Source organism: Streptococcus sp. DD13, from assembly GCF_001578875.1.
Lineage (GTDB): Bacteria > Bacillota > Bacilli > Lactobacillales > Streptococcaceae > Streptococcus.
The window spans coordinates 1-25,941 of record NZ_KQ969507.1; the positions used below are offsets into that span (position 1 = coordinate 1).

Consider the following 25,941-nt stretch of genomic DNA (forward strand, 5'->3'; position numbering starts at 1 on the left):
AGGCTCGGTAGCTCAGTTGGTAGAGCAATGGATTGAAGCTCCATGTGTCGGCGGTTCGATTCCGTCTCGCGCCATTAATTTGAAATTGGAAGGGTAGCGAAGAGGCTAAACGCGGCGGACTGTAAATCCGCTCCTTCGGGTTCGGGGGTTCGAATCCCTCCCCTTCCATACCTTTACGGGCATAGTTTAAAGGTAGAACTAAGGTCTCCAAAACCTTCAGTGTGGGTTCAATTCCTACTGCCCGTGTTATAATGTGGCGGGTGTGGTGAAGTGGTTAACACACCAGATTGTGGCTCTGGCATGCGTGGGTTCGATCCCCATCACTCGCCTATTATTAATATTGGGGTATAGCCAAGCGGTAAGGCAAGGGACTTTGACTCCCTCATGCGTTGGTTCGAATCCAGCTACCCCAGTTATCTTTGCCGGCGTGGCGGAATTGGCAGACGCGCTGGACTCAAAATCCAGTGTCCGCAAGGACGTGCCGGTTCGACCCCGGCCGCCGGTATAGATAAAAATCAAGGGTTCTCCTTGATTTTCTTTTGATGAATAGTTAACTAGTTAATGAAATGAGGGTGAAATGGAAAAGCTTACTCAAAAGTTAGACGAGTTGTTTCAGAGATTGATTTTAAGTTCTGAAAACCAGTTAGAATTTTTAATTGGGGATTGCGAAAGTGGCTTTCAATTAACGAATACACAAGAACACATTTTAATGTTGATTGAGCGATATCATTATACGAATTCTGAAATAGCTAAAGTTCTTGGAATTAGTCAGGCTGCTGTTACGAAGGCGATTAAGGGCTTATTGAATCAGAATTTACTTGAATCTTACCGAGATGAGCGGGATGGGCGAATGATTCACTATCGGCTTACCTCTACTTCGAAAGAAATAGCTGCGGAACATGCTCATCACCATGAAAAAACTCTGCAGTGTTATCAAGAGATACTGGATAGTTTCCCAGAATCGGAGCAGCTTGTGATTGAGCGGTTTTTAAATAAGTTAGAGGGGGTCGTCCGATAAGATGAGGTATATCACTGTTTCTGATGTTTCTTTTCAATACAATAATGAACCAGTCTTGGAACATATTCATTATTTTTTGGATAGCGGAGAATTTGTTACCTTGACGGGAGAAAATGGGGCTGCTAAATCGACATTGATAAAGGTAACCTTAGGGATTTTGAAACCACTAAGTGGAAGTGTTGAGATTGCTGATCAATCTGTGAGAGGAAAGAAGCTCCGGATTGCCTACCTACCTCAACAAATTGCAGCCTTTAACACAGGCTTTCCAAGTACGGTTTATGAGTTTGTTAAATCGGGTCGCTATCCAAGAAAAGGGTGGTTTCGACGGATTACAAAGCATGATGAGGAGCATATTCAAAAGAGTCTAGAATCTGTCGGCTTATGGGAGCAGCGGAATAGCCGCTTAGGCTCTTTGAGTGGCGGACAAAAGCAACGTGCGGTCATTGCACGGATGTTTGCCTCTGATCCAGATATATTTGTTCTCGATGAACCAACGACGGGTATGGACCGGGGAACCAAAGAGGAGTTTTATAAGCTCATGAACCATAATGTGCAACACCATCAGAAATCGGTGCTAATGATAACCCATGATCCGGATGAAGTGAAGGAGTTTGCAAATAGAAACGTTTATTTGGTGAGAGATCAAACTTCTCCTTGGCGGTGTTTCAATGTTCATGACGGGGAGGAAGAAGCGAATGATTGATTTTTCCATTTTTAATTATGAATTTATGCAACGGGCTTTCTTAGCGATTGCAGCAATGAGCTTATTTTCTCCCATACTAGGAGTCTTTCTGATCTTGCGGCGTCAAAGTTTGATGAGTGATACGCTGAGTCATGTTTCCTTGGCAGGTGTGGCATTCGGGATTGTTCTAGGTTGGAATACAAGCTTATCAACCATTCTTATTGTGATGATTGCAGCTGTTTTTTTAGAATATCTTAGAACAATCTATAAGGATTTCATGGAAATTGGAACAGCTATTTTAATGTCAACAGGATTGGCTGTTTCCTTAGTTGTCATGAATCAAGCTGGAGGGAAGTCAAATCTATCCTTGGACCAATACTTATTTGGAAGTATTGTGACGATTAGTCAAGAGCAGGTTTATTGGTTGTTTGCCATTGCGGCTATCGTGCTTATTCTAGCTATTTTCTTTATACGCCCGATGTATATTTTGACATTTGATGAGGATACAGCTTTGGTGGACGGCTTACCCGTTCGCTTGATGTCGATTCTTTTCAATGTTGTGACCGGGGTTGCTATTGCCTTGATGATTCCCGCAGCAGGGGCCTTGTTGGTCTCTACAATTATGGTTTTGCCAGCTGCTATCGCATTGCGTCTAGGGAAGAGTTTCAAGACAGTATTGTTATTCGGGGTGTGTCTAGGGTTTATCGGGATGTTTTTCGGACTGTTTTTATCTTTTTATGCAGAAACGCCGGCTAGTGCTAGTATCACCTTGATTTTTATAGCAATCTTTTTGAGTGTCAATGTTTTAAATCATTTTACAAATAGGAGGAGTCAATGAAAAAGTTAGTTGTCCTGTGTCTGGCCTTGTTTTCAAGTCTACTGGTTGCTTGCAAGAGTCAGCAAAATGGAGATAAGTTACAAATTGTGACAACATTTTATCCAGTATACGAGTTTACAAAGCAGATTGTTGGAGATGAAGCAGATGTGCAACTCTTAGTGGCTGCTGGGACAGAAGTTCATGATTATGAGCCATCCGCTAAAGCTGTCGCGAATATCCAAGATGCGGATGTCTTTGTCTACGAGAATGAAAATATGGAAACTTGGGTTCCCAATACGCTTAAGAATGTGAATACGAATAAGGTCCATGTAGTGAAGGCGACTGAAAATATGGTCTTGCTACCTGGTAGTGAGGAAGAAGACCATGATCATGAGGGGGGAGAAGATCATCATCATGCCTATGATCCCCATGTGTGGTTGTCTCCCCAAAGGGCCAAGGTCATGCTAGCGAATATCCGGGATTCTTTGGTAGCTCAATATCCAGATAAGAAGGAAAAATTTGAAAAGCAGGCATCGGATTATATGGCTAAATTGGATGAGCTGGATAAAAGTTATCAGAATGCATTTGCCAATGCAAAACAAAAGAATTTTATCACGCAACATGCAGCTTTTCGTTATCTAGCCTTGGATTATGGACTGAATCAAATCTCAATTTCCGGTTTGTCTCCGGATAAAGAGCCTTCTGCTTCCCGATTGGCTGAGCTGACAAAGTATATTAAGGATAACCAGATTAAATATATTTATTTTGAGGAGAATGCGTCTCCTGCTGTTGCTTCTACCTTGTCTAAAGAGACAGGGGTGACGTTGGATGTTTTGAATCCGATTGAGAGTCTAACGGAAGAACAAACTAAGGCGGGTGAAGATTATCTCTCCATTATGAAATCCAATCTAGTGGCTTTAGAAAAGACGACGAGTCAAGCTGGTGGGGATGTCAAGCAAGAAGTGGAAGAAAATACTCAGACAGTTGCGAATGGTTATTTCAAAGATGAAGATGTCAAAGATCGGAGCTTGAGCGATTACGAAGGAAAATGGCAGTCTGTCTATCCTTTGCTTGAAAATGGAACTTTAGATCAGGTGTTTGATTATAAAGCAAAATTAAAGAAAGATAAGACCGCAGCGGAGTACAAAGCATACTATCAAAAAGGGTACCAAACAGCTATCTCTGAAATTGATATAAAAGGGGATGCCATGACCTTTATAGTCAACGGGGAGAAAAAAACTTATCACTATAAATATGCAGGGAAACATACGTTGACCTATAAGAAAGGCAACCGTGGCGTTCGCTACTTATTTGAAGCGACGGAGGCGGATGCTGGAGAATACAAATATATTCAATTTAGCGATCATCAAATCGCACCATCCAAAGCCGCTCATTTTCACATATTTATGGGAGGGGAAAGTCAAGACGCTCTATACCAGCAATTAGAGAATTGGCCAACCTACTATCCAAGTGGGATGACTGGATTTGAAATTGCTCAAGAGATGATGGCTCACTAATGAATAGGAGGCTGGGACAAAAGTCCTAGCCTCTCAATTGTTTTTGGATTGTCGAGCAAGACGAGTGGTTGAGTGGACTCTACTAGGCTGATTTCATCAGCTTTTACAGTCCTACTCAACTGTGCGGAGGTGGGACGACGAAATCGAATTCTAAGGAATGACCGATTTCTGTCCCACTCTATTTTTGGTTTTGTTCTTCTATTTTTAAAATTTTTAGATCCGTTTCTTTTAGTCCAAAAATGTCTTAGAATCAGGTTGGTTTGAGTCCGAGATTGCTTCGTAAGGTGGTTTAGTTTGATCACAAAAGCAACGGTCCAGGACATTCTGTCTTTTCTATTTATCCCTCCCGGGAGTAATTAGCAATTCTAGTCTGACCGATTCATGCAAGAAAATATAATGGAACAAATAAAAAAGCTCCGTGGAGCTTTAGTGTTAGTAGGTGAGGATAGAATATTTTTTCTTCCCACGACGGATGACGGTTAATTCGCCGTCAATCTGGTCGGTCTCTGATAAGGTGTAGTTCAAATCTTGTATCCGCTCGCCGTTGAGATAGATGGCCCCGTTTTGAACATCTTCCCGAGCTTGGCGTTTAGATGGAGAGACGCCAGCGGTGACCAAAATGTCCACAATAGTGAGGGGGTCATCTGTTTGGACAGCATAGGTCGGAACTCCATTAAGGGCCTGCTTGAGGTCATGTGCGGACAAGGCTTTGATGTTTCCGGCAAAGAGTTGTTCCGTGATGTTGAGGGCTTGCTGGTAAGCCTCTTCTCCGTGAACCAGTGTCACGACCTCTTTTGCCAGGATTTTTTGCGCTAGACGTTCATGGCGCGCGACATCGAACTGGCTTTCAATCTCTGCAATTTCGTCGAGAGATAAGAAAGTGAATATCTTGAGGAAACGGACTGCATCATCGTCCATGACATTGAGCCAGAATTGGTACATTTCGTAAGGGGATGTCTTGCTGGCATCTAGCCAAACCGCATTTCCTTCGGATTTTCCGAATTTTTTTCCGGTTGAATCTGTGATGAGGGGAACGGTCATCACATGTCCTGTCTTATCAGCTTTTCTGCGGAGTAATTCAGTCCCAGCGGTCATGTTTCCCCATTGGTCCGAACCACCGATTTGTAGGGTTACATTGTGCTTGTCATTTAGCTCATAGAAGTCATATCCCTGCATGATTTGATAAGCAAACTCGGTATAGGAGATACCAGTCTCGATCCGTTTTTTCACGGAGTCCTTGCTCATCATATAGTTGACGGTATAGTATTTGCCGACATCACGTAAAAAATCAATGAAGCTAATCGAGCTAAACCAGTCGTAGTTGTTGACCATCTCGGCCTTGTTAGGTCCCTTGTCAAAATCAAGGAACCGGGAGAGTTGGCCTTGGATTTTAGCTACCCAGCCATCAACGGTATCCTTGGTTTGGAGGCTTCGCTCGGCATCCTTAAAGGATGGATCTCCGATGAGGCCGGTTGCACCACCTACCAGTGCATAGGGTTTGTGACCGGCTAACTGTAGGCGGCGACTCGTCAAGATAGCTACCAGATGTCCTAGATGGAGGGAATCTGCGGTTGGGTCGTAGCCAGTGTAGTAGGAAACTTGCCCTTCAGTAAGTGCTTTAACCAAGGCTTCTTCGTCGGTGGTTTGAAAGACCAGCCCACGAGCTTTTAGTTCTTCAAAAATGTTCATAAGGATCTCCAGGTATTCGAATGGTTGCCGACTAGATTAATAAAGGATCTATCCACCAAAGGGGAGACAGAAACCAGAAAATGTTGACGGCATTTGTAAAAAATGTATCTTCCTTATTATACACGGAATAGTTTCTTTTTTCAAACCAAATTGAATTATGGTAAAATAAGAAGATGAGGTGTTTTGAATGTTAGAAAAAATACGGAAAAAGGGGTCTACCTCTAAGAAAATGAGGAAAGAGCACTTGACCCCCAAAGAGCTTGCTTTGGTTGTATTGCGGACGCTGAAATTAGTTGCGAATTTTGTCTCGATTGTCATTGTAGCAGCAGTTGTCTTCGGGATAGGATTGGGCTTGGGGTATGTCGGAAGTCAATTTGATCAAGTGACAAAGCCCGATAGTGCGCAATTGGTGAGCAAGGTGACCACTGTTTCAACCATTTCGAAAGTGACCTATTCAGACAATAGTCTGATTTCTGAAGTATCTTCCGATCTTTTGAGGAGGCCTGTTAGTGGGGATGCTATTTCGGACTATGTCAAACAGGCTCTTATTGCAACGGAGGATGCGAGCTTCTATAGCCATAATGGAGTGGTTCCAAAAGCAGTGATCCGAGCGGCTGCGGGAACGGCTGGGGCTGGCTCAAGTAGCGGAGGCTCAACGATTACCCAGCAGTTAGTAAAACAGCAGTATGTTGGGGATGCTCCCACTCTAAAGCGGAAATTTAATGAAATTGTGGCGGCGATGGAATTGGAACGAAAAATGAGCAAAGAAGAGATTCTCACGGCTTATTTGAATGTTACCCAATTTGGTTTTAATAATAATGGCCAAAACATTGCTGGGGTGGAAGAAGCTGCCCAAGGGATTTTTGGAGTGTCGGCTAAGGATTTATCCATTCCTCAAGCAGCATTTATCGCTGGTCTTCCTCAGAGCCCGGTTGTCTACTCTCCTTATGATGGGACGGGTCGACTAAAGTCTCGAGAAGAGATGGAAAATTTAGGGCTTTTACGCTACAAAAATGTCATTTACAATATGCGTCGGGAAGGCTACCTAACAGAGGAGCAATATAAGGAATATAGCGACTATGACATCTATAAAGAATTTAAACCTTCTGGAAAGGTAGATACGGACAGCAAAGATTACCTTTACTATGCGGTTGTCAATGAAGCGGAAGAAAAGATGTATGAATACCTGCTGAAACGAGACAATGTATCAGCAGCCGATCTGAAAAACGATGCAACGGTGCAATCCTACCGGGATTTAGCCAAACAAGAGCTCAGTCAAGGAGGCTATACTGTCAAGAGTACAGTGAACAAGAGCATCTATGCAGCGATGCAACAGGCTGTAGCAACCTACGGATCAGCCTTGAACGACTCTTCTGGAGAAGTAGAGACCGGAAGCGTCCTCATGGATAACAAAACAGGGGCTATTTTAGGTTTTATTGGGGGGCGGAACTACCAAACCAACCAGAACAATCATGCCTTGGTAAGCCGACGAAATCCCGGATCCACTGTTAAACCGTATCTCGTCTATGGAATCGCCATTGATCAAGGCTTGATGGGGTCTGCTTCTATGGTGTCAGATTATCCTACGACTTATGCAGACGGGACTCAAATCATGCACGGAGCAGACAGGGGGATGGGGCTCATCAGTTTACAACGGGCTCTAAACTATTCTGCTAACATCCCAGCCTTTTGGACTTATAAAGCGATTCAAAATGCCGGTGTGGATGTTAAGGACTACATGGATAAAATGAACTATCCGCTCCCAGACGTGTACAATATCGAATCTTTGCCTTTAGGTGGGGGAATCGATGTGACAGTAGCTGAAAATACGAACGCCTACCAAACCTTGGTCAATGGCGGAGTGTATAATGAAAAGTACATTGTAGAATCGATCACAGCGGCGGATGGAACAGTTATCTACCAGCATGAAGCAAAACCGGTCCAAGTCTATTCGGCAGCGACTTCGAGTATTATGAACCGCATGCTGAGAGAGGTTTTAACTTCCAATGTGACGACTACCTTCCAAAGACGGATGCAAGGTCTTAATCCGACGTTGGCCAACTCCAACAATATCATTGGAAAGACCGGGACTAGTAATAACTTTGCGGACGTCTGGCTGATGATTGCGAGTCCAAATGTGACCTTGGGAACCTGGTCTGGGCACGATGATAATACAGGGATGTCTGATATGAGTGGCTATAACAATAATAGTCAGTATGTGGCCAACCTGGTAAATGAGATCTCTAAAGTCAACCCTCAGCTCTTTACAGATGGTTCCTTCCAGATGGATTCAAGCGTAGTAACCTCTACGGTGGTGGCTGCCACGGGTCTTCGTCCAGGTAACTATCAATACAATGGTCGGACCTATAATATGACGGGTCCAACGACTCAAAGTTACTGGGCGAAAGGGGGAGCGCCTGCGGCTCGATATGACTTTATGATTGGTGGAACTAGTAGCGATAAAGCGCAAGCTTGGGCGAGTCTCAACAACAATTCCACTAGCAATAGTAACAATAACAACAATTCGAATCGATCGAATTCATCTTCGTCCAGTAGCTCGTTTAGTAGCAGTTCCACTAGACGACGGGATTAAATGGAGTCTTCTCGAATTACCTAGATTTGGAGGAGGCGGTCCTGCTAGGTGAACCAACAAAAAGGAGTTTTGGGAAAACTCTTCTGAGGGAACGACGTATGTCTAGTATCATCCACAAGGTTCCAGGTTTTCTCTTATCTCAAAAATTATAAGAGGCTAGGACAAAAGTCCTAGCCTCTTGTTTGTTTTTGAATTGTCGAGCAAGACGCAGTGGTATAGTAGCTCTCTTATCTCCGCATGAAGGGAGGTTGTCATTGGGATTAACCATACGATTGAATGCTGTGATTTTTACAGTCATTATAACGATTAAAAAAGATTGAATACCCCGATGGCCCTAAATAAAATCGCTTTTCGTTATGTAACGAAGAGCGTCTTTTTACTTGGACGATTCATCGGTCTTTCTTGAAGCTCTAACTTGTCAAAGGGAGGATTTATGGTATAATAAGTAATGGAGCAACATCTGTGCGTGAAGCGGGTCAGGGGAGGAATCCAGCAGCCCTAAGCGAAGTCAGGTGTGTGCTCTTTTTATGTCGTTAAAAACCCCTTTGAAATCAAAGTTTCGAAGGGCTTTTTAGTCCATTATGAATCGGTGCAGAACAGAGATTTATTCCTTGACAGGTAGACAAGGTCAGTTGTAGGGTAGAAGGATTGTTTATCGAAAAACACGGTGAATCTGGTCCATCTTACGGAGGAAGAATCGGCAGAAGTTGCTTTACAGTAGGGAAGAGAGCGATTTCAAGCCGATTGAAAAAGTTGGTCTATTGGCTATAAATTCTTGAAAAAAAACTCACAAAACGGTATGATAGAGAAGTATAAAAAATTGGAGGAACACCATGGCACATATTAAATTTGATTACTCAAAACTTTTAGGGGACTATCTTCAACCGCATGAATTGGACTATCTTCAAAGTCAAGTAACAGCAGTTGATAGTGACCTTCGGAATGGGACAGGTGCTGGCGCTGAGATGCGGGGCTGGTTGAATCTTCCGAAAGACTACGATAAAGAAGAATTTACTCGTATTAAACAAGCGGCGGCTAAAATTAAAGCTGACAGTGAGGTATTGGTAGTCATTGGGATTGGAGGCTCCTACCTTGGTGCGAAGGCAGCCATTGATTTCTTGAACTCATCCTTTGTGAATCTAAAGACCAAAGAAGAGCGCAAAGCACCACAAATCTTATACGCTGGGAATTCGATCTCTTCTTCTTACTTGGCAGACTTGGTGGATTATGTAGCGGATAAAGATTTTTCTGTCAATGTTATTTCAAAATCAGGGACTACCACTGAACCGGCTATCGCTTTCCGTGTTTTCAAAGAATTGTTAGTGAAAAAATACGGTCAAGAAGAAGCGAACAAGCGGATTTATGCCACAACAGATAAGGTTCGAGGGGCGGTAAAAGTCGAAGCGGATGCCAATGGTTGGGAAACCTTCGTGGTACCAGATAGTGTCGGAGGCCGATTCACTGTCTTGACAGCAGTTGGACTCCTTCCAATCGCGGCTTCAGGGGCAGATGTGGATCAATTGATGGCAGGAGCGGCTGCAGCGCGTGAAGCTTATGCTACGGCGGATTTAAAAACAAATGAGTCTTATCAATATGCAGTTGTCCGCAATATCCTCTATAGAAAAGGGTACACGACTGAAATCCTGGCCAACTATGAACCATCTCTCCAATATTTTGCAGAATGGTGGAAACAGTTAGCAGGAGAGTCTGAAGGAAAAGATAATAAAGGAATCTATCCAACATCTGCAAACTTTTCAACAGACCTCCACTCCATCGGTCAAATTATTCAAGAAGGTCGAAGAGATTTATTTGAAACCGTCCTTCGTGTGGAAAAACCAGTTAAAAATATCTTGATTCCTGAAATGGCTGAAGATATGGATGGTCTTGGCTACTTAGAAGGAAAAGATGTGGACTTTGTCAATAAAAAAGCAACAGACGGTGTCCTCCTAGCTCATACAGATGGTGGAGTGCCAAATATGTTCGTGACCTTGCCAGAACAAGATGAGTACACTCTTGGCTATGTGATCTACTTCTTCGAATTAGCAATTGCCTTATCTGGTTACCTCAACGGGATCAATCCATTTGACCAACCAGGTGTGGAAGCCTATAAGAAAAATATGTTTGCTCTTTTAGGAAAACCAGGTTTTGAAGACTTGGCAGCAGAGTTAAATGCACGTCTCTAAGAGAAATAAGGAAATAACAAGAGCTTGAGCAATGGCCCAGGCTCTTTTTGGTTGCCTTTGAAACTGCTAGGAAGCCTTGTCTTGGCAGGAATAGGCAGGAATGGGGAGTCAAGAATCTCACGGGAAGCAAAAGAGTCCAATCGTGAACAGATAGATGTGTACTTCTTGGTCTTTTATGTAAGCGCTTAATCTCATATAATAATAACGAAAAGAAAACAAAGGAGGAGAAAAGATGGAAATTCTACAAAATATCCTAAACTTTTTCTCGTTAAATATTTTGCAACAGCCGGCCTTCTTCGTTGGGTTGATTGTCCTTATCGGGTATGCCCTACTGAAAAAACCAGTGCATGAAATCTTTGCAGGGTTTGTCAAAGCAACAGTCGGTTATATGATTTTGAACGTCGGTGCTGGTGGGTTGGTGAGTACCTTCCGCCCAATCTTAGTAGCACTTCGGGATAAGTTCAATTTGAATGCAGCTGTTATTGACCCTTACTTTGGTCTTGGGGCAGCCAATGCCAAGTTAGAGGAAATGGGGTTCATTGAAGTTGCGGCAACAGCTCTCTTGATCGGATTCTTCATTAACATTTTGTTGGTTGCCTTGCGGAAGGTAACGAAGGTTCGGACTTTGTTCATCACCGGTCACATCATGGTGCAACAAGCCGCAACGATTTCTGTATTTGTTTTGCTCTTGATTCCTCAATTCCGGAATGGATACGGTGCTTTAGCTGTCGGAATCATCTGTGGACTTTACTGGGCAGTCAGCTCCAACATGACGGTTGAGCCAACCCAACGGTTGACGAAAAATGGTGGATTTGCCATTGGTCACCAACAGCAATTTGCGATTTGGTTCGTAGATAAAGTAGCTCCATTCTTTGGAAAGAAAGAAGACAACTTGGATGATTTGAAATTGCCTAAGTTCCTCAATATTTTCCATGATACAGTAGTAGCTTCTGGTACATTGATGCTCTTCTTCTTTGGTGCGATTCTCTTATTGCTCGGCCCAGATATGATGGCGAATAAAGACTTCGGTGCAGCAGCTTACAATCCTGCTAAACAAGCCTTCTTCATGTACATCATTCAAACAGCCTTCACCTTCTCAGTTTATCTCTTTGTGTTGATGCAAGGGGTACGGATGTTCGTTGGTGAATTGACGAACGCCTTCCAAGGTATTTCAAGTAAACTCTTGCCTGGTTCATTCCCAGCAGTGGACGTAGCGGCTTCTTATGGCTTTGGATCACCAAACGCAGTTCTATTCGGGTTCTCAATTGGTTTGATTGGTCAGTTGATCACAATTGCCTTGTTGGTTATCTTCAAGAGTCCAATCTTGATCATTACCGGATTCGTTCCAGTATTCTTTGACAATGCAGCCATCGCTGTTTATGCAGATAAACGCGGAGGGTGGAAAGCAGCTGTCATCCTATCCTTTATCTCCGGTGTCCTTCAGGTAGCTCTTGGAGCACTCGCAGTAGGATTGTTAGGATTGACAGGTGGATATCATGGAAATATCGACTTGGTACTCCCTTGGTTGCCATTTGGATACATCTTCAAGTATCTTGGTATCGCAGGATATGTTCTTATCGCTCTCTTCCTACTCTTGATTCCTCAACTTCAATACTGGAAAGCAAAAGACAAAGAAGCTTACTATCGTGGGGAAGTTCAATTGGAAGATTAAGCATATCGAATGAGTAAAATGGAGGAAAGAAAAAATGGTTAAAGTATTAACAGCATGTGGAAATGGTATGGGATCATCTATGGTGATCAAGATGAAAGTGGAAAATGCCTTGCGTCAGCTTGGAGTGACCAATGTCGAATCTGCTTCTTGCTCTGTTGGAGAAGCGAAAGGTTTGGCAGCAGGTTATGATATCGTCGTTGCATCAAATCACTTGATTGGCGAATTAGAGGGACGGACAAAAGGACATTTGGTGGGTCTCGATAACCTAATGGATGATAACGAAATCAAAACAAAATTACAAGCTGTATTGTAAAAGATAACAATCTCAGGAGGTTGGGAAATGAGAATTTCTCAGCCTCTGCTTATACTGATTGGGAGAAAGGACGCAAAAGATGAATTTAACAAGAGCATTTAAAGAAAACAACTCGATTCGCTTAGGATTAGAAGCGAAAGACTGGAAAGAAGCGGTTCAATTGGCAGTGGATCCACTGATTGAATCTGGAGCCGTTGGTCCAGAATATTATGATGCCATTATCGCCTCGACAGAAGAGCATGGTCCTTATTATATCTTGATGCCAGGTATGGCGATGCCCCATGCTCGTCCAGAAGCAGGAGTTCATCGGGATTCATTTGCTTTGATCACGTTAAAAGAACCAGTGCAGTTTCCAGATGGAACAGATGTGTCGGTTCTCTTGACATTGGCTGCAACCAGCTCGGCAATCCACACTTCCGTTGCGATTCCACAAATCATTGCCCTGTTTGAATTGGAAAATTCGATCCAACGTCTGGTAGACTGCCAGTCGCCAGAAGAAGTCCTTGCAATGGTTGATGAATCAAAGGATAGCCCGTATCTGGAAGGTTTAGATTTAGAAGGATAAGCATTTTACGAAGGAAAGAAGGAAAAACGCATGACAAAAACGATACCAAACTTACAAGTTGCCCTGGACCATTCAGATCTTCAAGGAGCGATCAAAGCTGCTGTGTCAGTGGGTCACGAAGTAGACGTCATCGAAGCAGGGACGGTCTGCTTATTGCAGGTGGGAAGCGAACTCGTAGAAGTATTACGTAGCCTTTTCCCAGACAAAATCATCGTTGCGGACACCAAATGTGCCGATGCTGGGGGGACTGTAGCTAAAAACAATGCCGTACGAGGTGCAGACTGGATGACTTGTATCTGCTGTGCGACCATTCCAACGATGAAAGCAGCTCTCAAAGCCATCACCGAAGAACGTGGTGAACGCGGAGAAATCCAAATCGAACTTTACGGAGATTGGACCTTTGAACAAGCCCAAACTTGGTTAGATGCGGGTATTTCCCAAGCCATCTACCACCAATCACGGGACGCCCTCCTTGCGGGTGAAACTTGGGGTGAAAAGGACCTGAATAAGGTTAAGAAATTAATCGACATGGGCTTCCGCGTATCTGTTACGGGTGGGCTTAGTGTGGACACCTTGAAACTCTTTGAAGGAGTAGATGTCTTTACCTTTATCGCAGGTCGTGGTATTACAGAAGCACCGGATCCTGCCGCTGCAGCGCGTGAATTCAAAGACGAAATTAGACGCATTTGGGGGTGAGGGACATGGCTAGACCAATCGGGATTTATGAAAAAGCAACACCCAAACACTTCACTTGGTTGGAACGATTAAACTTTGCTAAAGATCTAGGCTTTGATTTTGTGGAAATGTCTGTGGATGAAAGTGATGCTAGATTGGCTCGTTTGAAATGGACAAAGGAAGAGCGGCTAGATGTAGTCAAAGCGATCTATGAAACAGGTGTACGCATTCCGACGATTTGCTTCTCAGGACACCGTCGTTTTCCACTTGGATCGAATGATCCTGCTACGGAGGCTCAGTCTTTAGAGATGATGAAGGAGTGTATCGAGTTAGCGCAAGATTTGGGAGTTCGCAACATCCAGCTGGCTGGCTATGACGTCTACTATGAAGAAAAATCTCCAGAGACGCGAGCACGTTTCCTTAAGAATCTCCGGAAGGCGTGTGATTGGGCTGAAGAGGCTCAAGTCATCCTTTCTATCGAGATTATGGATGACCCTTTTATCAATTCGATTGAGAAATATTTAGCCATCGAAAAGGAAATCGACTCTCCTTATCTCTTTGTCTATCCTGATACAGGAAATGTCTCTGCTTGGCACAATGACCTCTGGAGTGAATTTTACCTAGGGCATCGTTCGATTGCGGCGCTTCACCTGAAGGATACCTATGCGGTGACGGAAAGTTCTAAGGGACAGTTTCGAGATGTACCCTTTGGACAAGGATGTGTGGATTGGGAACAGGTGTTTGATGTCCTGAAAGAAACCAATTATAATGGACCATTTTTAATTGAAATGTGGTCTGAAAACTGTGAGACGGTAGAAGAAACCAAAGCAGCCATCCAAGAAGCACAAGCCTTCTTGTATCCATTAATTGAGAAAGCAGGATTGAAGTAAAATGGGAAAATCATTAGCAGAAATGCGTCAACGGGTATGTGACGCCAATCAATCATTGCCAGCACATGGTCTGGTTAAATTTACTTGGGGGAATGTCTCTGAGATTGACCGGGAAGGGGGGTCATCGTTATCAAACCTTCAGGCGTTCCTTATGAAGACTTAACTCCTGAAAATATGGTCGTAACAGACTTGGATGGAAAGGTGTTAGAAGGGGATCTCAATCCTTCTTCTGACTTGCCAACACACGTAGAACTCTATAAGGCTTGGCCTGAAATCGGAGGAATTGTCCACACTCATTCGACAGAAGCTGTCGGTTGGGCGCAAGCAGGGCGGGACATTCCATTTTATGGAACGACGCATGCGGATTACTTTTATGGACCGGTTCCTTGTGCTCGCTCGCTTTCAGAGGAAGAAGTCACTAGTGCTTATGAAAAAGAGACAGGGACAGTCATTATCGAAGAGTTTGCCCGTCGTGGCCTAGACCCTGTCGCCGTACCAGGAATTGTCGTCCGTAATCATGGTCCATTCACCTGGGGCAAGGATCCAGCGCAAGCTGTTTATCACTCGGTTGTCCTTGAAGAAGTGGCCAAAATGAATCGTTTCACGGAACAAATCAATCCACGTGTAACGCCTGCTCCACAATATATCCTGGATAAACACTATCTTCGGAAACATGGACCAAATGCCTATTATGGCCAAAAAGGGGACCAACATTAAAAACTTATTTTGCCATTTTAAAAGTGGGATGAGTACCGGATTGCTTGTCCCGCTTTTTGTTGTGTGGTCAGATATTCGTATTTGTTATATAATAAAGGTAGCCATATGAACAGGAGAAACTATGATTTTCTTAGATAAGGATAGTTATGAGTTGATGCAGTATCTGTTGCAATTAGAGCAACCAGAAACCATCATGGCCATCTCTAAAACCCTGAACCAATCACGTCGTAAAGTCTACTACCATCTCGAAAAAATAAACGAAGCCCTGCCAGCTGATACGGAACCAATCGTTAGTAAACCACGGATTGGCCTCCTGCTGACTCCACAACAGCGAGAGGCATGCGAAAAGATGATGAAAGGCATGGATAGCCTTTCGTATATCTTGAGTATGCAAGAAAGAATGGAGCTGATGCTAGTTTGTATCGCAATCGATCCTCAACGCATTACGATTGATAAGTTGATGACCTTGACGGACGTCTCGCGAAATACCGTTTTGAATGATCTCAATGAAATTCGACACATATTAGAATCGAGTCACTATCGAATTACACTTTATGCAACGAAATCGGAAGGCTATTTCTTAAAGAGCTATCCGATGGAAAAAATCCAGTATGTTCACTCGTTGATGCATCAGATTTTAACGGAAGAAAATGAAAGTTTTATCTCCATTGTCGAAAGCATGGCAGGTGCATTACCTGGAGGGGCTATTTATTTTTCTCAGGAGTTTCGAGAAAGTTTTATTACCTGCCTCAAAAACCTTCGTCACTTATGGGGAAAACGACTGAATTTGAACGAAATTGATCTCATGGTTCAGCTTTTTCCTTATCTCATGATGGCTTATCAAAATATTTCCTTGACCCCTGTGGAATTGGAACAATTTAAACAAGAACTAGCCCCTGTTCAGGAACGAATCGAACACTCTGTCGCACAAGAAATTGCCCAGAATCTAGAAGAGCAATTCTCCATTCAATTATCTTCTATTGAGATTGCTATTTTGACGATTTTGCTCTTGTCATATCGCAAGGACGGGGATGAGCATATTGAAAGTGATGATTTTCAATATTTGGCCGCTGTGTTGGATCAGTTTTTGAACCAGATTGAGGCCAATTCGACCTTTGTCTTTCCCGAACGAGAGATTCTGCGAAATCGCTTGTTGATCCACTGCAAAGCCTTGGTTTATCGCAAGCGGTATGGTATTTTTCTTCGAAATCCATTGACAGAGCAGATGAAAGAAAAGTACCACGAGCTCTTCCAAATCGCTAAAGTTTCTGCGAGTATTTTGGAGAAAAATTGGAATATCGAACTCAATGATGATGACATTGCCTATCTGACAGCTCATTTGGGTGGGGCCGCGCAGAACAATCATATGGATATTTTGACGCGAAAAATTTGTATCGTGTGTGATGATGGCCTTGCTTTGCAGCAACTACTGATGAAACAGTTGAAACAGTACTTCCCCTTGCACCAGATTGAAGCTGTTTTTTCATCGGAGCAATTTCGTAGTGTGCAGGATATTATTTCTGTCGATCTGGTGGTGGAAACGGCTGATGTCGTTGAAACGAGTATTCCGACTGTGGTTGTCCAGCCAATCTTAAGCAAGGAAGACGTCCTGCGTCTCTCACACGCTCTGAAGCAAGAGGCTATCTTTGATACGAAACTCTCCTTGTCCAATCAATTGGATCAATTGCTGAAGCCCTATGTTACTGGGGAGGAGGAAAGGAAAGAACTGTCTCGTCAAATCCAACAGTTGCTGACCAATGAGATGCGCTAGAGACGGTTCTAAACCGTATCAAATCTTGAATAGGTCCAAATGTGAACACTAACCTGTGCCTCATTTGGTCTTTTTTTGCGTCTGCTTTTCCGGTATGATGAAACTATAAAAAGTTCATGTACATCTCTAGGAGGAAAAAAATGGCAAACGTAAAAGATATTACAAGAGAATCTTGGATTTTGAGCACATTCCCAGAATGGGGAACTTGGCTCAATGAAGAAATCGAAGAAGAAGTGGTCCCAGAAGGCAACTTCTCCATGTGGTGGCTAGGAAACTGTGGTGTCTGGATTAAGACTCCTGGTGGTGCCAATGTGGTGATGGACCTTTGGTCTAACCGTGGAAAATCTACTAAAAAAGTGAAAGACATGGTATGGGGACACCAAATGGCGAACATGGCGGGTGTTCGGAAATTACAACCAAACTTGCGTGTTCAGCCAATGGTCATTGATCCATTTGCGATCAATGAATTGGACTATTACTTGGTATCTCACTTCCATAGTGACCATATCGATATCAACACAGCTGCTGCGATCGTGAACAACCCTAAATTAGACCATGTAAAATTCGTTGGACCTTACGAATGCGGTGAAATTTGGAAAAAATGGGGAGTGCCTGAAGAGCGGATCGTTGTCATCAAACCAGGTGAAAGCTTTGAATTCAAGGACATGAAGGTCACTGCTGTGGAATCCTTTGACCGGACTTGTCTTGTAACCCTTCCTGTAGAAGGTGCAAAAGAAAATAATGATAATTTGAAAGGGCTGGCTGTCACGGACGAAGAAATGGCACGCAAGGCTGTCAACTATGTCTTTGAAACACCAGGTGGAACCATCTACCACGGGGCAGACTCTCACTTCTCTAACTACTTTGCGAAACACGGAAAAGACTTCAATATCGATGTTGCAATCAACAACTATGGGGACAATCCAGTCGGTATTCAGGACAAGATGACCTCTATTGATTTGCTTCGGATGGCTGAAAATCTACGCGCCAAAGTCATTATCCCAGTGCACTATGATATCTGGTCTAACTTTATGGCTTCTACAGACGAAATCATCCAATTATGGAAGATGCGGAAAGAACGGTTACAGTATCAATTCCATCCATTTATCTGGGAAGTGGGCGGTAAGTACACGTATCCACAAGACAAGGATAGAATTGAATACCATCACCCACGTGGATTTGATGACTGCTTTGAACATGATTCCAACATTCAGTTTAAAGCTCTTCTATAAGAGATCCTTTCATGACTCGCTTTTGCGAGTCTTTTTTGATAATAGGAGGGAAAGGCAGATGCGTTTCATCCGGAGAGACTGTAAAAGGAAGCACGTATCTATACACTCCAGCAAAAAAGAGGCTGGGACAAAAGTCCTAGCCTCTCCATTGTTTTTGGATTGTCGAGTAAGACGCAGTGGTTGAGTGGGCTCTACTAGGCTGATTTCATCAGCTTTTACAGCTCGACTCAACTGTGTGGAGGTGGGACGACGAAATCGCATTCTACCGAATGACCGATTTCTGTCCCACTCTCTTTCTCAAGGGCTTATTTTTCTAACTCTTTACTGTATGTGATGATTTGGTCGACAGTATCCGAGAGGAATTGAATCGTATCTCGGAGGGGTTTGTCTGTTGAGATATCCGCTCCAATGAGGAGGGCAGATTCAAGAGGTGTTCGGCTTCCTCCTGACTTGAGGAGTTCTAACCAATCGTTTGCACCGTTTTCATCCTCTTTGAGGTGGAGATAACCTGCTGTGGAGATGACCAGTCCAGCTGAGTAGGTATAGCTGTAAAGTCCCATATAGTAGTGACTTTGACGCATCCAGGTCAGAGCCGCATCGTCATCGATTTCGACAGCATCTCCCCAGAACTCTGTTAAGACCTCTTTCATCAGACTATTGAGCTTGCTGGCTCCGAAGGTTCCCCCTTCTTCGATAAGGGTGTAAACCTTGCGCTGGAAGGCCGCTTCCAATAGGTGGGTGATAAAGTTGTGGAAGTAGGTGTCTGTGAGACGGTGTGCGAGGGCAAAGCGTTTTTGACGCGGATTGTCAAACTGGTGTTCGAGGTAATCACTGAGCAAAAGCTCATTAAAAGTAGAAGGAGCTTCGACATAGTAGGTGGACATATGGGCGTTGTAATAGCTTTGGTGATTGTCCGAGAAGATAAATTGACCAGAATGGCCGATCTCGTGGATGAGTGTGTATACATCGCTCATGCGCCCTGTCCAGCTCATGAGGACATAGGGGTGAATGCGGTAAGGGTCTGTTGCATATCCACCGGAATCTTTACCAGCATTAGCTGCAAAGTCTACCCACCGTTCCTCTTGGTACCGTTCCACTTCACGGGTGTACTCCTCCCCAAGAGGGGCTAGCGATTTCATCACGAGGTCATAGGCACCGTCGATGGTCACATCAGGATTGAGTTCGCTATCTAAGTCAAGTTTCCAATCGGCAAACGTCATTTTTTCGAGTCCATTGATCTTGGCAACATGCTTGAGGTAGCGCTGTGCGACGGGGGCAAACTCTGTCATGATGAGATCGATCTGACGGTCAAACATAGAGCGGTCGACCTCTTGTTCTGCAAGGAGGTAGTCAAAGACACTATCGTAGCCTCTCATGTCCGCAATCAGTTTTTCAGATTTGACTTGAGCAAGATAGGCAGCAGCAGCTGTGTTTTGGTGGGTGCGCAAGCCATTTGAGAAGGAGCGAAAAGCTTTTTCACGGATTTCGGCGTTCTCATGATTTTGATAGAAGTTTTCGTAGGTGACAAAACTGTTTTTGTAAATCGTCCCCTCTACTTCGAAGTCTTCCATGGCAAAGTCGCCTGCTCGCATCTTAGTATAGATATCTTGAGGGGCATAAAAGACTTCTCTTAGGTTGGTAAGAGCTTTTTCGACATCGGCATCCAGAGAATGGGCTTTTTTAAGCTTGACTTGACGGATCAGGCCAGTGTAGGCCGTGATTTGACCCAAACGATCCAAGACGGCATCTTCTGCATGGATTAAGGCATCGTCAAAGAAGGCTAGTTCCACATTTGCCCAGGTTTCAAAGTCCGTCCCGGCTTGGGCAATTTCTGCGAAGGTTTCGTCACCATAGTCCGTTGTTTGCGGCATGAAGCTGTAGTTTCCGATGTGACTCAACTGGATGTAAATCTGTTCCAGTTCGGTCAAGGCTCGGTCGAAGTCTTCAAAGGTTTTAAGGTTTTCCTTGTAATCTAAGACAAACTGTGAAACATCTTCTCGGGCTTTCTCAATGGCACGTAGAAAATCTTCTTGATCTTGGTAAAGGGCGGTTAAATCCCAGAGTTCATTTTCTGGAAATTCCGAACGATGTTTTTGTTCCATAGGGTTCTCCTTACTGATTTACTGACCATAGTATAGCAAAAATTCAACAAGAAAGGGAAGTCTAGCTCTGCTGAGGACCCTAGAGGACCCAAAAAGCCTTACGAGAAACGAAAGGTCTCGGATTCTTAAAAAGAAAGTACCGCCATTTTATGCGATTTATGGTAAAATAAAGGGAATACGTGCTTGGATACAAAGATGAGGATATAAAATATGATACAAAAACCGTAAACTGTGGTGCAAAGTAGGAAAATGCTGAAGAAATCTTTATTTCAAAGGGATTTTATCATTTTTACTTTGCTTTTTGCGGACTTGGTATCTTGAGTAACTGAACACGCCTACAACTCTGTGGAAAAAGATAAATCTGCCTAGGAGCATTCGCTCCGTCGTTCGATTTCCTATTTTCCTTTGAGTTGCTAAACGGCTTGGTATCTTGAGTAACTGAACTCGGCCGAAAAGCTGTGTAAAAAAGATAAACCGTCTTGTCTTCATCGAAGACTTCGTCAGTTTCCTATTTTTACTTTGCTTTTTGCGGCCTTGGTATCTTGAGTAATTGAACACGCCTACAACTCTGTGGAAAAAGATAAATCTGCCTAGGAGCATTCGCTCCGTCGTTCGATTTCCTATTTTCCTTTGAGTTGCTAAACGGCTTGGTATCTTGAGTAACTGAACCCGGCCGAAAAGCTGTGTAAAAAAGATAAACTGTCTTGTCTTCATCGAAGACTTCGTCAGTTTCCTATTTTTACTTTGCTTTTTGCGGCCTTGGTATCTTGATAGTTGAACACGGGCTAAATCCCTAGTGAAAAAGATAGATTTCCTGGTGTGCGTGGCACACTGCGTCAATCTCCTATTTTCATACGGGATTCTTCACGCCCTTTGTATCCTGATGAACTGAATTTTGGTCTCATTTCTTAGGAAAAAAGATAAGATTCCTTGCACTCATCGAGTGCAACGTCACCTTTCTATTTTTCTACAGAAATGTTCGGCAAGCCGAACCGTCCAAAATATCTTGAGTAACTGAACCCGGCCGAAAAGCTGTGTAAAAAAGATAAACCGTCTTGTCTTCATCGAAGACTTCGTCAGTTTCCTATTTTTACTTTGCTTTTTGTGGCCTTGGTATCTTGATCTTTGTAGGCAAGGCGTATAATGAATAAAAAAAGGGGTTTTGATATGTCAAAACAAGTTTTTAAGATGAAATTTGCTGGTCGTGACTTGATCGTGGAAACTGGTCAGGTGGCCAAGCAAGCAAATGGTGCGACGGTAGTTCGTTATGGGGATAGTACCGTCCTTACGGCTGCAGTCATGTCCAAAAAGATGGCAACAGGGGATTTCTTCCCTTTGCAGGTCAATTATGAGGAAAAAATGTATGCAGCTGGGAAGTTCCCAGGAGGCTGGTTGAAACGGGAAGGCCGTCCGTCTACGGATGCGACCTTGACGGCTCGTCTCATTGACCGTCCAATCCGCCCGATGTTTGCAGAGGGCTTCCGCAATGAAGTGCAGGTGATTAACACCGTTCTCTCTTATGATGAGAATGCCAGTGCTCCTATGGCAGCGATGTTTGGCTCCTCACTTGCCTTGTCAATCTCAGATATCCCCTTTAATGGACCTATCGCGGGAGTGCAAGTGGGCTATGTAGATGGTGAATTTGTCATCAATCCTGATAAGGCACAAAAAGAAGTGTCTGCTTTGGAGCTGACCGTCGCAGGAACCAAGGAAGCGATCAACATGGTGGAATCCGGAGCCAAGGAACTCTCTGAAGACATCATGTTAGAAGCACTCTTGGTCGGCCACAAGGCGATTCAAGACTTGATTGCTTTCCAAGAAGAAATCGTAGCGAGCGTCGGCAAGGAAAAGGCCGAGGTCGAACTCTTGCAAGTGGATGCAACGTTGCAGGCGGAAATTGTGGCGAAGTACAATGCAGATCTACAAAAGGCCGTCCAAGTAGAAGAGAAAAAAGCCCGCGAAGCAGCGACCGAAGCGGTCAAAGAGCAAGTCAAAGCGGCGTATGAAGAACGCTATGCTGAGGATGAAAATCTAGGGACCATCATGCGAGATGTCGCAGAAATCCTTGAGCAAATGGAGCACGCAGAAGTCCGTCGCCTCATCACCGAAGATAAGGTCCGTCCGGACGGCCGTCGCGTAGACGAGATTCGTCCGCTGGATGCGGAGATTGATTTTCTCCCACAAGTCCATGGTTCAGGTCTCTTTACGAGGGGGCAAACCCAGGCTCTCTCTGTCTTAACGCTAGCACCAATGGGCGAAACGCAAATCATCGACGGCTTAGAGGACGAGTACAAGAAACGCTTTTTGCACCACTACAATTTCCCTCAATATTCTGTAGGGGAGACTGGCCGTTACGGTGCTGCGGGTCGCCGGGAGATTGGCCATGGGGCCCTTGGTGAGCGGGCTTTAGAGCAAGTCTTACCATCGTTAGAAGAGTTTCCATATGCCATTCGCTTGGTAGCAGAAGTCTTGGAATCCAACGGATCTTCTTCTCAAGCCTCTATCTGCGCTGGAACCCTGGCCCTTATGGCGGGTGGTGTACCTATCAAGGCGCCGGTAGCTGGAATTGCCATGGGACTCATCTCGGATGGGACCAACTATACTGTCTTGACGGACATCCAAGGTCTAGAAGATCACTTCGGGGATATGGACTTTAAGGTGGCAGGAACGCGTGAGGGGATTACAGCCCTTCAGATGGATATTAAGATTGAAGGAATTACCCCTCAAATCCTGGAAGAAGCTCTAGCGCAAGCTAAGAAAGCCCGTTTTGAAATCTTGGACTTGATTGAGAGTACGATCGCAGCACCGCGTGCTGAATTGGCTCCAACAGCACCAAAAATCGATACCATCACCATCGATGTGGACAAGATTAAGGTTGTGATCGGTAAAGGTGGCGAAACCATCGACAAGATTATCGCAGAAACAGGTGTCAAGATAGATATTGATGAAGATGGCTTGGTGTCGATCTTCTCATCCGATCAAGAGGCGATCAATCGTGCGAAAGAGATCATCGCGAACCTAGTCCGGGAAGCCAAGGTTGGCGAAACCTACCGGGCCAAGGTCGTTCGGATTGAAAAATTTGGAGCTTTTGTCAACCTCTTTGAAAAAACAGACGCCCTGGTTCATATTTCAGAAATGGCTTGGCAACGGACCAACCGAGTGGAAGACTTGGTGGAAGTCGGTGATGAAGTAGACGTGAAGATTATCAAGATTGATGAGAAGGGACGCGTAGATGCTTCTATGAAGGCTCTCCTACCAAAACCAGAAGGGGTCTTCGAACAAGCACCAGAACGTCACGAGCAGAAAGAGCGTCCACGTCATCGCCATGATCACAAATCACATGATCGAAAAGACAGTAAATCCTTTGGCGAATTTAAAATTCACAAGGTAGAACGAGATTCGAAATAGGAGAGGCTCCCTTTGCGGAGTGACTAGTCAGAACGGTTCGGATGCATTCATCGAAAGGAAGGAGAATTTCATGGGATGGTGGAAAAAATCAATCGCCATTATTAAAGAAAATGACCCCGCTGCCCGCACATCTCTGGAAGTTCTACTGACCTATCCGGGGATTAAGGCCTTGGCAGCCCATCGTCTATCTCATTGGCTGTGGAACCGCAAATTAAAACTTTTAGCCCGTATGCACAGCCAGTTTTGGCGCTTCTGGACTCAGATTGAGATTCATCCTGGGGCACAGATTGCAGCAGGGGTCTTCATTGACCATGGTTCAGGCCTTGTAATCGGAGAGACGGCTATTGTGGAAGAGGGAGTTCTCCTCTATCATGGGGTGACTCTTGGAGGTACGGGAAAAGATACCGGGAAACGGCACCCAACCGTTCGTAAGGGAGCCTTGATTTCTGCTCATTCGCAAATTATTGGTCCGATTGAAATTGGAGAGAGGGCTAAGGTAGGAGCGGCATCCGTCGTGTTGACTTCTGTTCCAGCCGATGTCACAGTAGTTGGCGTTCCAGCGAAAGTGGTTCGTGTGCATGGTCGCAAGGATGAGGCCGTCATTCATGACTTGCAGGCGGCGCGTGAGGCGAGTTATTATTCTTCGCACTTATAGGAGGTCAATATCGTGAAAAAGGAATTACCGACAAGAGCAATCTCATTTCTATTGCTAGCCCTCTGGTCTGGTTTTCGGATTTGGTCAGCGGTTCAGGACGATGCAGATGGGCGCATTATCCTCTGGTCTATTTTTGCAGTGATCAATTTGGGTTTATTCGTTTGTGAATGGAGAAATCGGAGGAAGCGCTATGATTCGCGTGAGACGGAAACTGGAAACAAAAGAGTGAGCAGCAATCAAAAAGCTGATTGAAGGCTGTCAAGCAGTATGAAGGTGTTTATGAAGCTGGCTATCTCATCAATCTAAAAGGTAAATTTCCATGATATATCTATGAAGGAGCTGGTCGTAAACTTGCAGTAGCCATGATTGGGATTGGGGCTCCGATGGCTGTAGGACTCTTAGAAGAGCTCAAAGCGAGAGGGTTTAAAAACGTTATCATTTTAGGGTCTTGTGGCGTTCTGGATCAGTCTATTCAAGCAGATAAGATGATCCTACCAAGTTCAGCTCTACGGGATGAAGGTACAAGTTACCACTATGCTCCTGCAAGTGATGAGATAGCTTATGACGAAACTTTGCTCTTGACCATGGAAGAAGCTTTGAACAAATCTGGTATTGAGCACATTCGGACCAGGGCTTGGACGACGGATGCCTTTTATCGAGAAACGCCTGATAAGGTTAAATGTCGCTTGGCTGTTGGAGCCCAAGTGGTGGACATGGAAGCTTCAGCGATCATGGCTTGGAGTCAATTTCGACAAGCAAAAGTCTATCAGTTTTTCTACACAGCTGATTATGTGGATCATCATAACCGAACCTAGGATGCCCGCCGTGAAGAGCGGACAGCTGATGCCATGACTTTTTTTACTATCGCTTTGACAATAGCAAAGGAACTAGAAAGGTAACTACAAGAATGGCAGTATATTTTTATGGCTGTATCACCATGGATGGCTACTTGGCAGACAGCCAGCACAGGATAGACTGGCTGCATCAGCTTGGTTCTGTAGAGGATACAGGCTATGATGACTTTTACAGGCAAATGGACATCACCATCATGGGCAAGCGGACCTTTGAGGAAATCCAAGATTTGCAAGATGTAGAAAGTTTTTATCAAGCTACGGAAAACTATGTCTTTACGCATGATAGGCATCTGCCTGTCAGCAATTACCAGCCAGTAGCTGGGGATGTGGTGGACTTTGTTCGCCAGATTGACAAAAGTAAAAATGTCTTTGTGATTGGTGGGAATTCCTTGGTAGGACCGCTCTTGGATGCGGATCTTTTCGACCACCTCATTATTCAGATAGCGCCCCTTATCCTAGGAAAGGGGGTTCCCCTCTTTACCCAAGAGGAAGGGCAACGCTTTTACCAACTGGATAGCCTCAGACAATTTGGCCCTTTTGCAGAGCTGGTTTTCAGCCGAAACAGTCAGAAATAGAGAAGGGAGTGGG

The 25,941-nt window shown here is 44.3% G+C and carries 19 protein-coding genes, 6 tRNA genes, 1 other RNA gene and 2 pseudogenes; 26 read left to right on the forward strand and 2 right to left on the reverse strand.

What is annotated here, in order from left to right; genetic code table 11:
* Position 1: 1 nt before the first annotated feature.
* From STRDD13_RS06275 to STRDD13_RS06320, 10 genes are all read left to right on the forward strand, one after another.
* A tRNA-Phe gene (locus STRDD13_RS06275) sits at positions 2–74 on the forward strand.
* A 13-nt stretch (positions 75–87) separates the two neighbouring features.
* Positions 88–168, forward strand: a tRNA-Tyr gene (locus STRDD13_RS06280).
* A gap of 7 nt (positions 169–175) precedes the next feature.
* Positions 176–246, forward strand: a tRNA-Trp gene (locus STRDD13_RS06285).
* 10 nt (positions 247–256) lie between these two features.
* A tRNA-His gene (locus STRDD13_RS06290) sits at positions 257–329 on the forward strand.
* A gap of 12 nt (positions 330–341) precedes the next feature.
* Positions 342–413, forward strand: a tRNA-Gln gene (locus STRDD13_RS06295).
* Between the two features lie 8 nt (positions 414–421).
* Positions 422–505: transfer RNA gene (locus STRDD13_RS06300), tRNA-Leu, on the forward strand.
* Between the two features lie 72 nt (positions 506–577).
* The gene (locus STRDD13_RS06305) at positions 578–1,018 is read left to right on the forward strand and encodes a zinc-dependent MarR family transcriptional regulator (RefSeq protein WP_067103228.1); all 441 of its coding nucleotides are present in this window, start codon (positions 578–580) and stop codon (positions 1,016–1,018) included.
* 1 nt (position 1,019) lies between these two features.
* Positions 1,020–1,721, forward strand: a complete 702-nt coding sequence (locus STRDD13_RS06310) for a metal ABC transporter ATP-binding protein (RefSeq protein WP_067103230.1) — start codon at positions 1,020–1,022, stop codon at positions 1,719–1,721.
* A complete protein-coding gene (locus tag STRDD13_RS06315; RefSeq protein WP_067103231.1) occupies positions 1,714–2,538 on the forward strand; it encodes a metal ABC transporter permease in 825 nt (274 codons plus the stop codon). Before STRDD13_RS06310 ends, STRDD13_RS06315 begins: the two co-directional genes overlap by 8 nt.
* Positions 2,535–4,034, forward strand: a complete 1,500-nt coding sequence (locus STRDD13_RS06320; RefSeq protein WP_067103233.1) for a metal ABC transporter solute-binding protein, Zn/Mn family — start codon at positions 2,535–2,537, stop codon at positions 4,032–4,034. The genes STRDD13_RS06315 and STRDD13_RS06320 overlap by 4 nt, the downstream gene beginning before the upstream one ends.
* A gap of 432 nt (positions 4,035–4,466) precedes the next feature.
* Here the strand turns inward: STRDD13_RS06320 and tyrS are convergent, their stop codons facing one another.
* Positions 4,467–5,723: a tyrosine--tRNA ligase gene (tyrS, locus tag STRDD13_RS06330; RefSeq protein WP_067103236.1), complete on the reverse strand. Its 1,257-nt coding sequence runs from the start codon at positions 5,721–5,723 to the stop codon at positions 4,467–4,469.
* A gap of 229 nt (positions 5,724–5,952) precedes the next feature.
* Here tyrS and STRDD13_RS06335 point away from each other — a divergent pair, with 229 nt between their 5' ends.
* The 11 genes and pseudogenes from STRDD13_RS06335 to ulaG all read left to right on the forward strand — a co-directional run bounded on the left by STRDD13_RS06335 (position 5,953) and on the right by ulaG (position 18,334).
* Positions 5,953–8,316: a transglycosylase domain-containing protein gene (locus STRDD13_RS06335; protein WP_443031071.1), complete on the forward strand. Its 2,364-nt coding sequence runs from the start codon at positions 5,953–5,955 to the stop codon at positions 8,314–8,316.
* Positions 8,317–8,756: 440 nt separating this feature from the next.
* Positions 8,757–8,853: signal recognition particle sRNA small type (gene ffs, locus STRDD13_RS06340), an RNA gene on the forward strand.
* Positions 8,854–9,149: 296 nt separating this feature from the next.
* Positions 9,150–10,499, forward strand: coding sequence for a glucose-6-phosphate isomerase (locus STRDD13_RS06345; RefSeq protein WP_067103239.1), 1,350 nt, complete (start codon positions 9,150–9,152; stop codon positions 10,497–10,499).
* A 232-nt stretch (positions 10,500–10,731) separates the two neighbouring features.
* Positions 10,732–12,171: a PTS sugar transporter subunit IIC gene (locus tag STRDD13_RS06350; protein ID WP_067103241.1), complete on the forward strand. Its 1,440-nt coding sequence runs from the start codon at positions 10,732–10,734 to the stop codon at positions 12,169–12,171.
* A 34-nt stretch (positions 12,172–12,205) separates the two neighbouring features.
* Positions 12,206–12,484, forward strand: coding sequence for a PTS sugar transporter subunit IIB (locus STRDD13_RS06355; protein ID WP_067103243.1), 279 nt, complete (start codon positions 12,206–12,208; stop codon positions 12,482–12,484).
* A gap of 79 nt (positions 12,485–12,563) precedes the next feature.
* Positions 12,564–13,049 carry a PTS sugar transporter subunit IIA gene (locus STRDD13_RS06360; protein WP_067103245.1) on the forward strand — a complete coding sequence of 162 codons (486 nt, stop codon included), beginning with the start codon at positions 12,564–12,566 and terminating at the stop codon, positions 13,047–13,049.
* A gap of 30 nt (positions 13,050–13,079) precedes the next feature.
* Positions 13,080–13,745 carry a 3-keto-L-gulonate-6-phosphate decarboxylase UlaD gene (locus tag STRDD13_RS06365; protein WP_067103247.1) on the forward strand — a complete coding sequence of 222 codons (666 nt, stop codon included), beginning with the start codon at positions 13,080–13,082 and terminating at the stop codon, positions 13,743–13,745.
* Positions 13,746–13,750: 5 nt separating this feature from the next.
* Entirely contained in the window at positions 13,751–14,614 is an 864-nt protein-coding gene (locus STRDD13_RS06370; RefSeq protein ID WP_067103249.1) for an L-ribulose-5-phosphate 3-epimerase, read from the forward strand.
* A 1-nt stretch (position 14,615) separates the two neighbouring features.
* Positions 14,616–15,331, forward strand: a pseudogene (locus tag STRDD13_RS06375) (L-ribulose-5-phosphate 4-epimerase).
* Between the two features lie 121 nt (positions 15,332–15,452).
* Positions 15,453–17,102, forward strand: coding sequence for a BglG family transcription antiterminator (locus STRDD13_RS06380; RefSeq protein ID WP_067103251.1), 1,650 nt, complete (start codon positions 15,453–15,455; stop codon positions 17,100–17,102).
* Between the two features lie 140 nt (positions 17,103–17,242).
* Positions 17,243–18,334, forward strand: coding sequence for an L-ascorbate 6-phosphate lactonase (gene ulaG / locus STRDD13_RS06385; RefSeq protein ID WP_067103253.1), 1,092 nt, complete (start codon positions 17,243–17,245; stop codon positions 18,332–18,334).
* A gap of 305 nt (positions 18,335–18,639) precedes the next feature.
* Here ulaG and pepF read toward each other — a convergent pair whose 3' ends face one another.
* Entirely contained in the window at positions 18,640–20,436 is a 1,797-nt protein-coding gene (pepF, locus tag STRDD13_RS06390; protein ID WP_067103255.1) for an oligoendopeptidase F, read from the reverse strand.
* 1,167 nt (positions 20,437–21,603) lie between these two features.
* On the opposite strand from pepF, the gene pnp reads away from it, so the two are divergent.
* The 5 genes and pseudogenes from pnp to STRDD13_RS06425 all read left to right on the forward strand — a co-directional run bounded on the left by pnp (position 21,604) and on the right by STRDD13_RS06425 (position 25,928).
* Positions 21,604–23,844 carry a polyribonucleotide nucleotidyltransferase gene (pnp, locus tag STRDD13_RS06405; protein ID WP_067103257.1) on the forward strand — a complete coding sequence of 747 codons (2,241 nt, stop codon included), beginning with the start codon at positions 21,604–21,606 and terminating at the stop codon, positions 23,842–23,844.
* A 70-nt stretch (positions 23,845–23,914) separates the two neighbouring features.
* A complete protein-coding gene (cysE, locus tag STRDD13_RS06410) occupies positions 23,915–24,499 on the forward strand; it encodes a serine O-acetyltransferase (protein ID WP_067103259.1) in 585 nt (194 codons plus the stop codon).
* A 12-nt stretch (positions 24,500–24,511) separates the two neighbouring features.
* Positions 24,512–24,751, forward strand: a complete 240-nt coding sequence (locus tag STRDD13_RS06415; RefSeq protein WP_067103261.1) for a hypothetical protein — start codon at positions 24,512–24,514, stop codon at positions 24,749–24,751.
* Positions 24,752–24,768: 17 nt separating this feature from the next.
* A pseudogene (locus STRDD13_RS06420) lies at positions 24,769–25,398 on the forward strand (nucleoside phosphorylase); the annotation flags it as partial.
* An 8-nt stretch (positions 25,399–25,406) separates the two neighbouring features.
* Positions 25,407–25,928, forward strand: a complete 522-nt coding sequence (locus STRDD13_RS06425) for a dihydrofolate reductase family protein (RefSeq protein ID WP_067103263.1) — start codon at positions 25,407–25,409, stop codon at positions 25,926–25,928.
* Positions 25,929–25,941 lie beyond the last annotated feature (13 nt).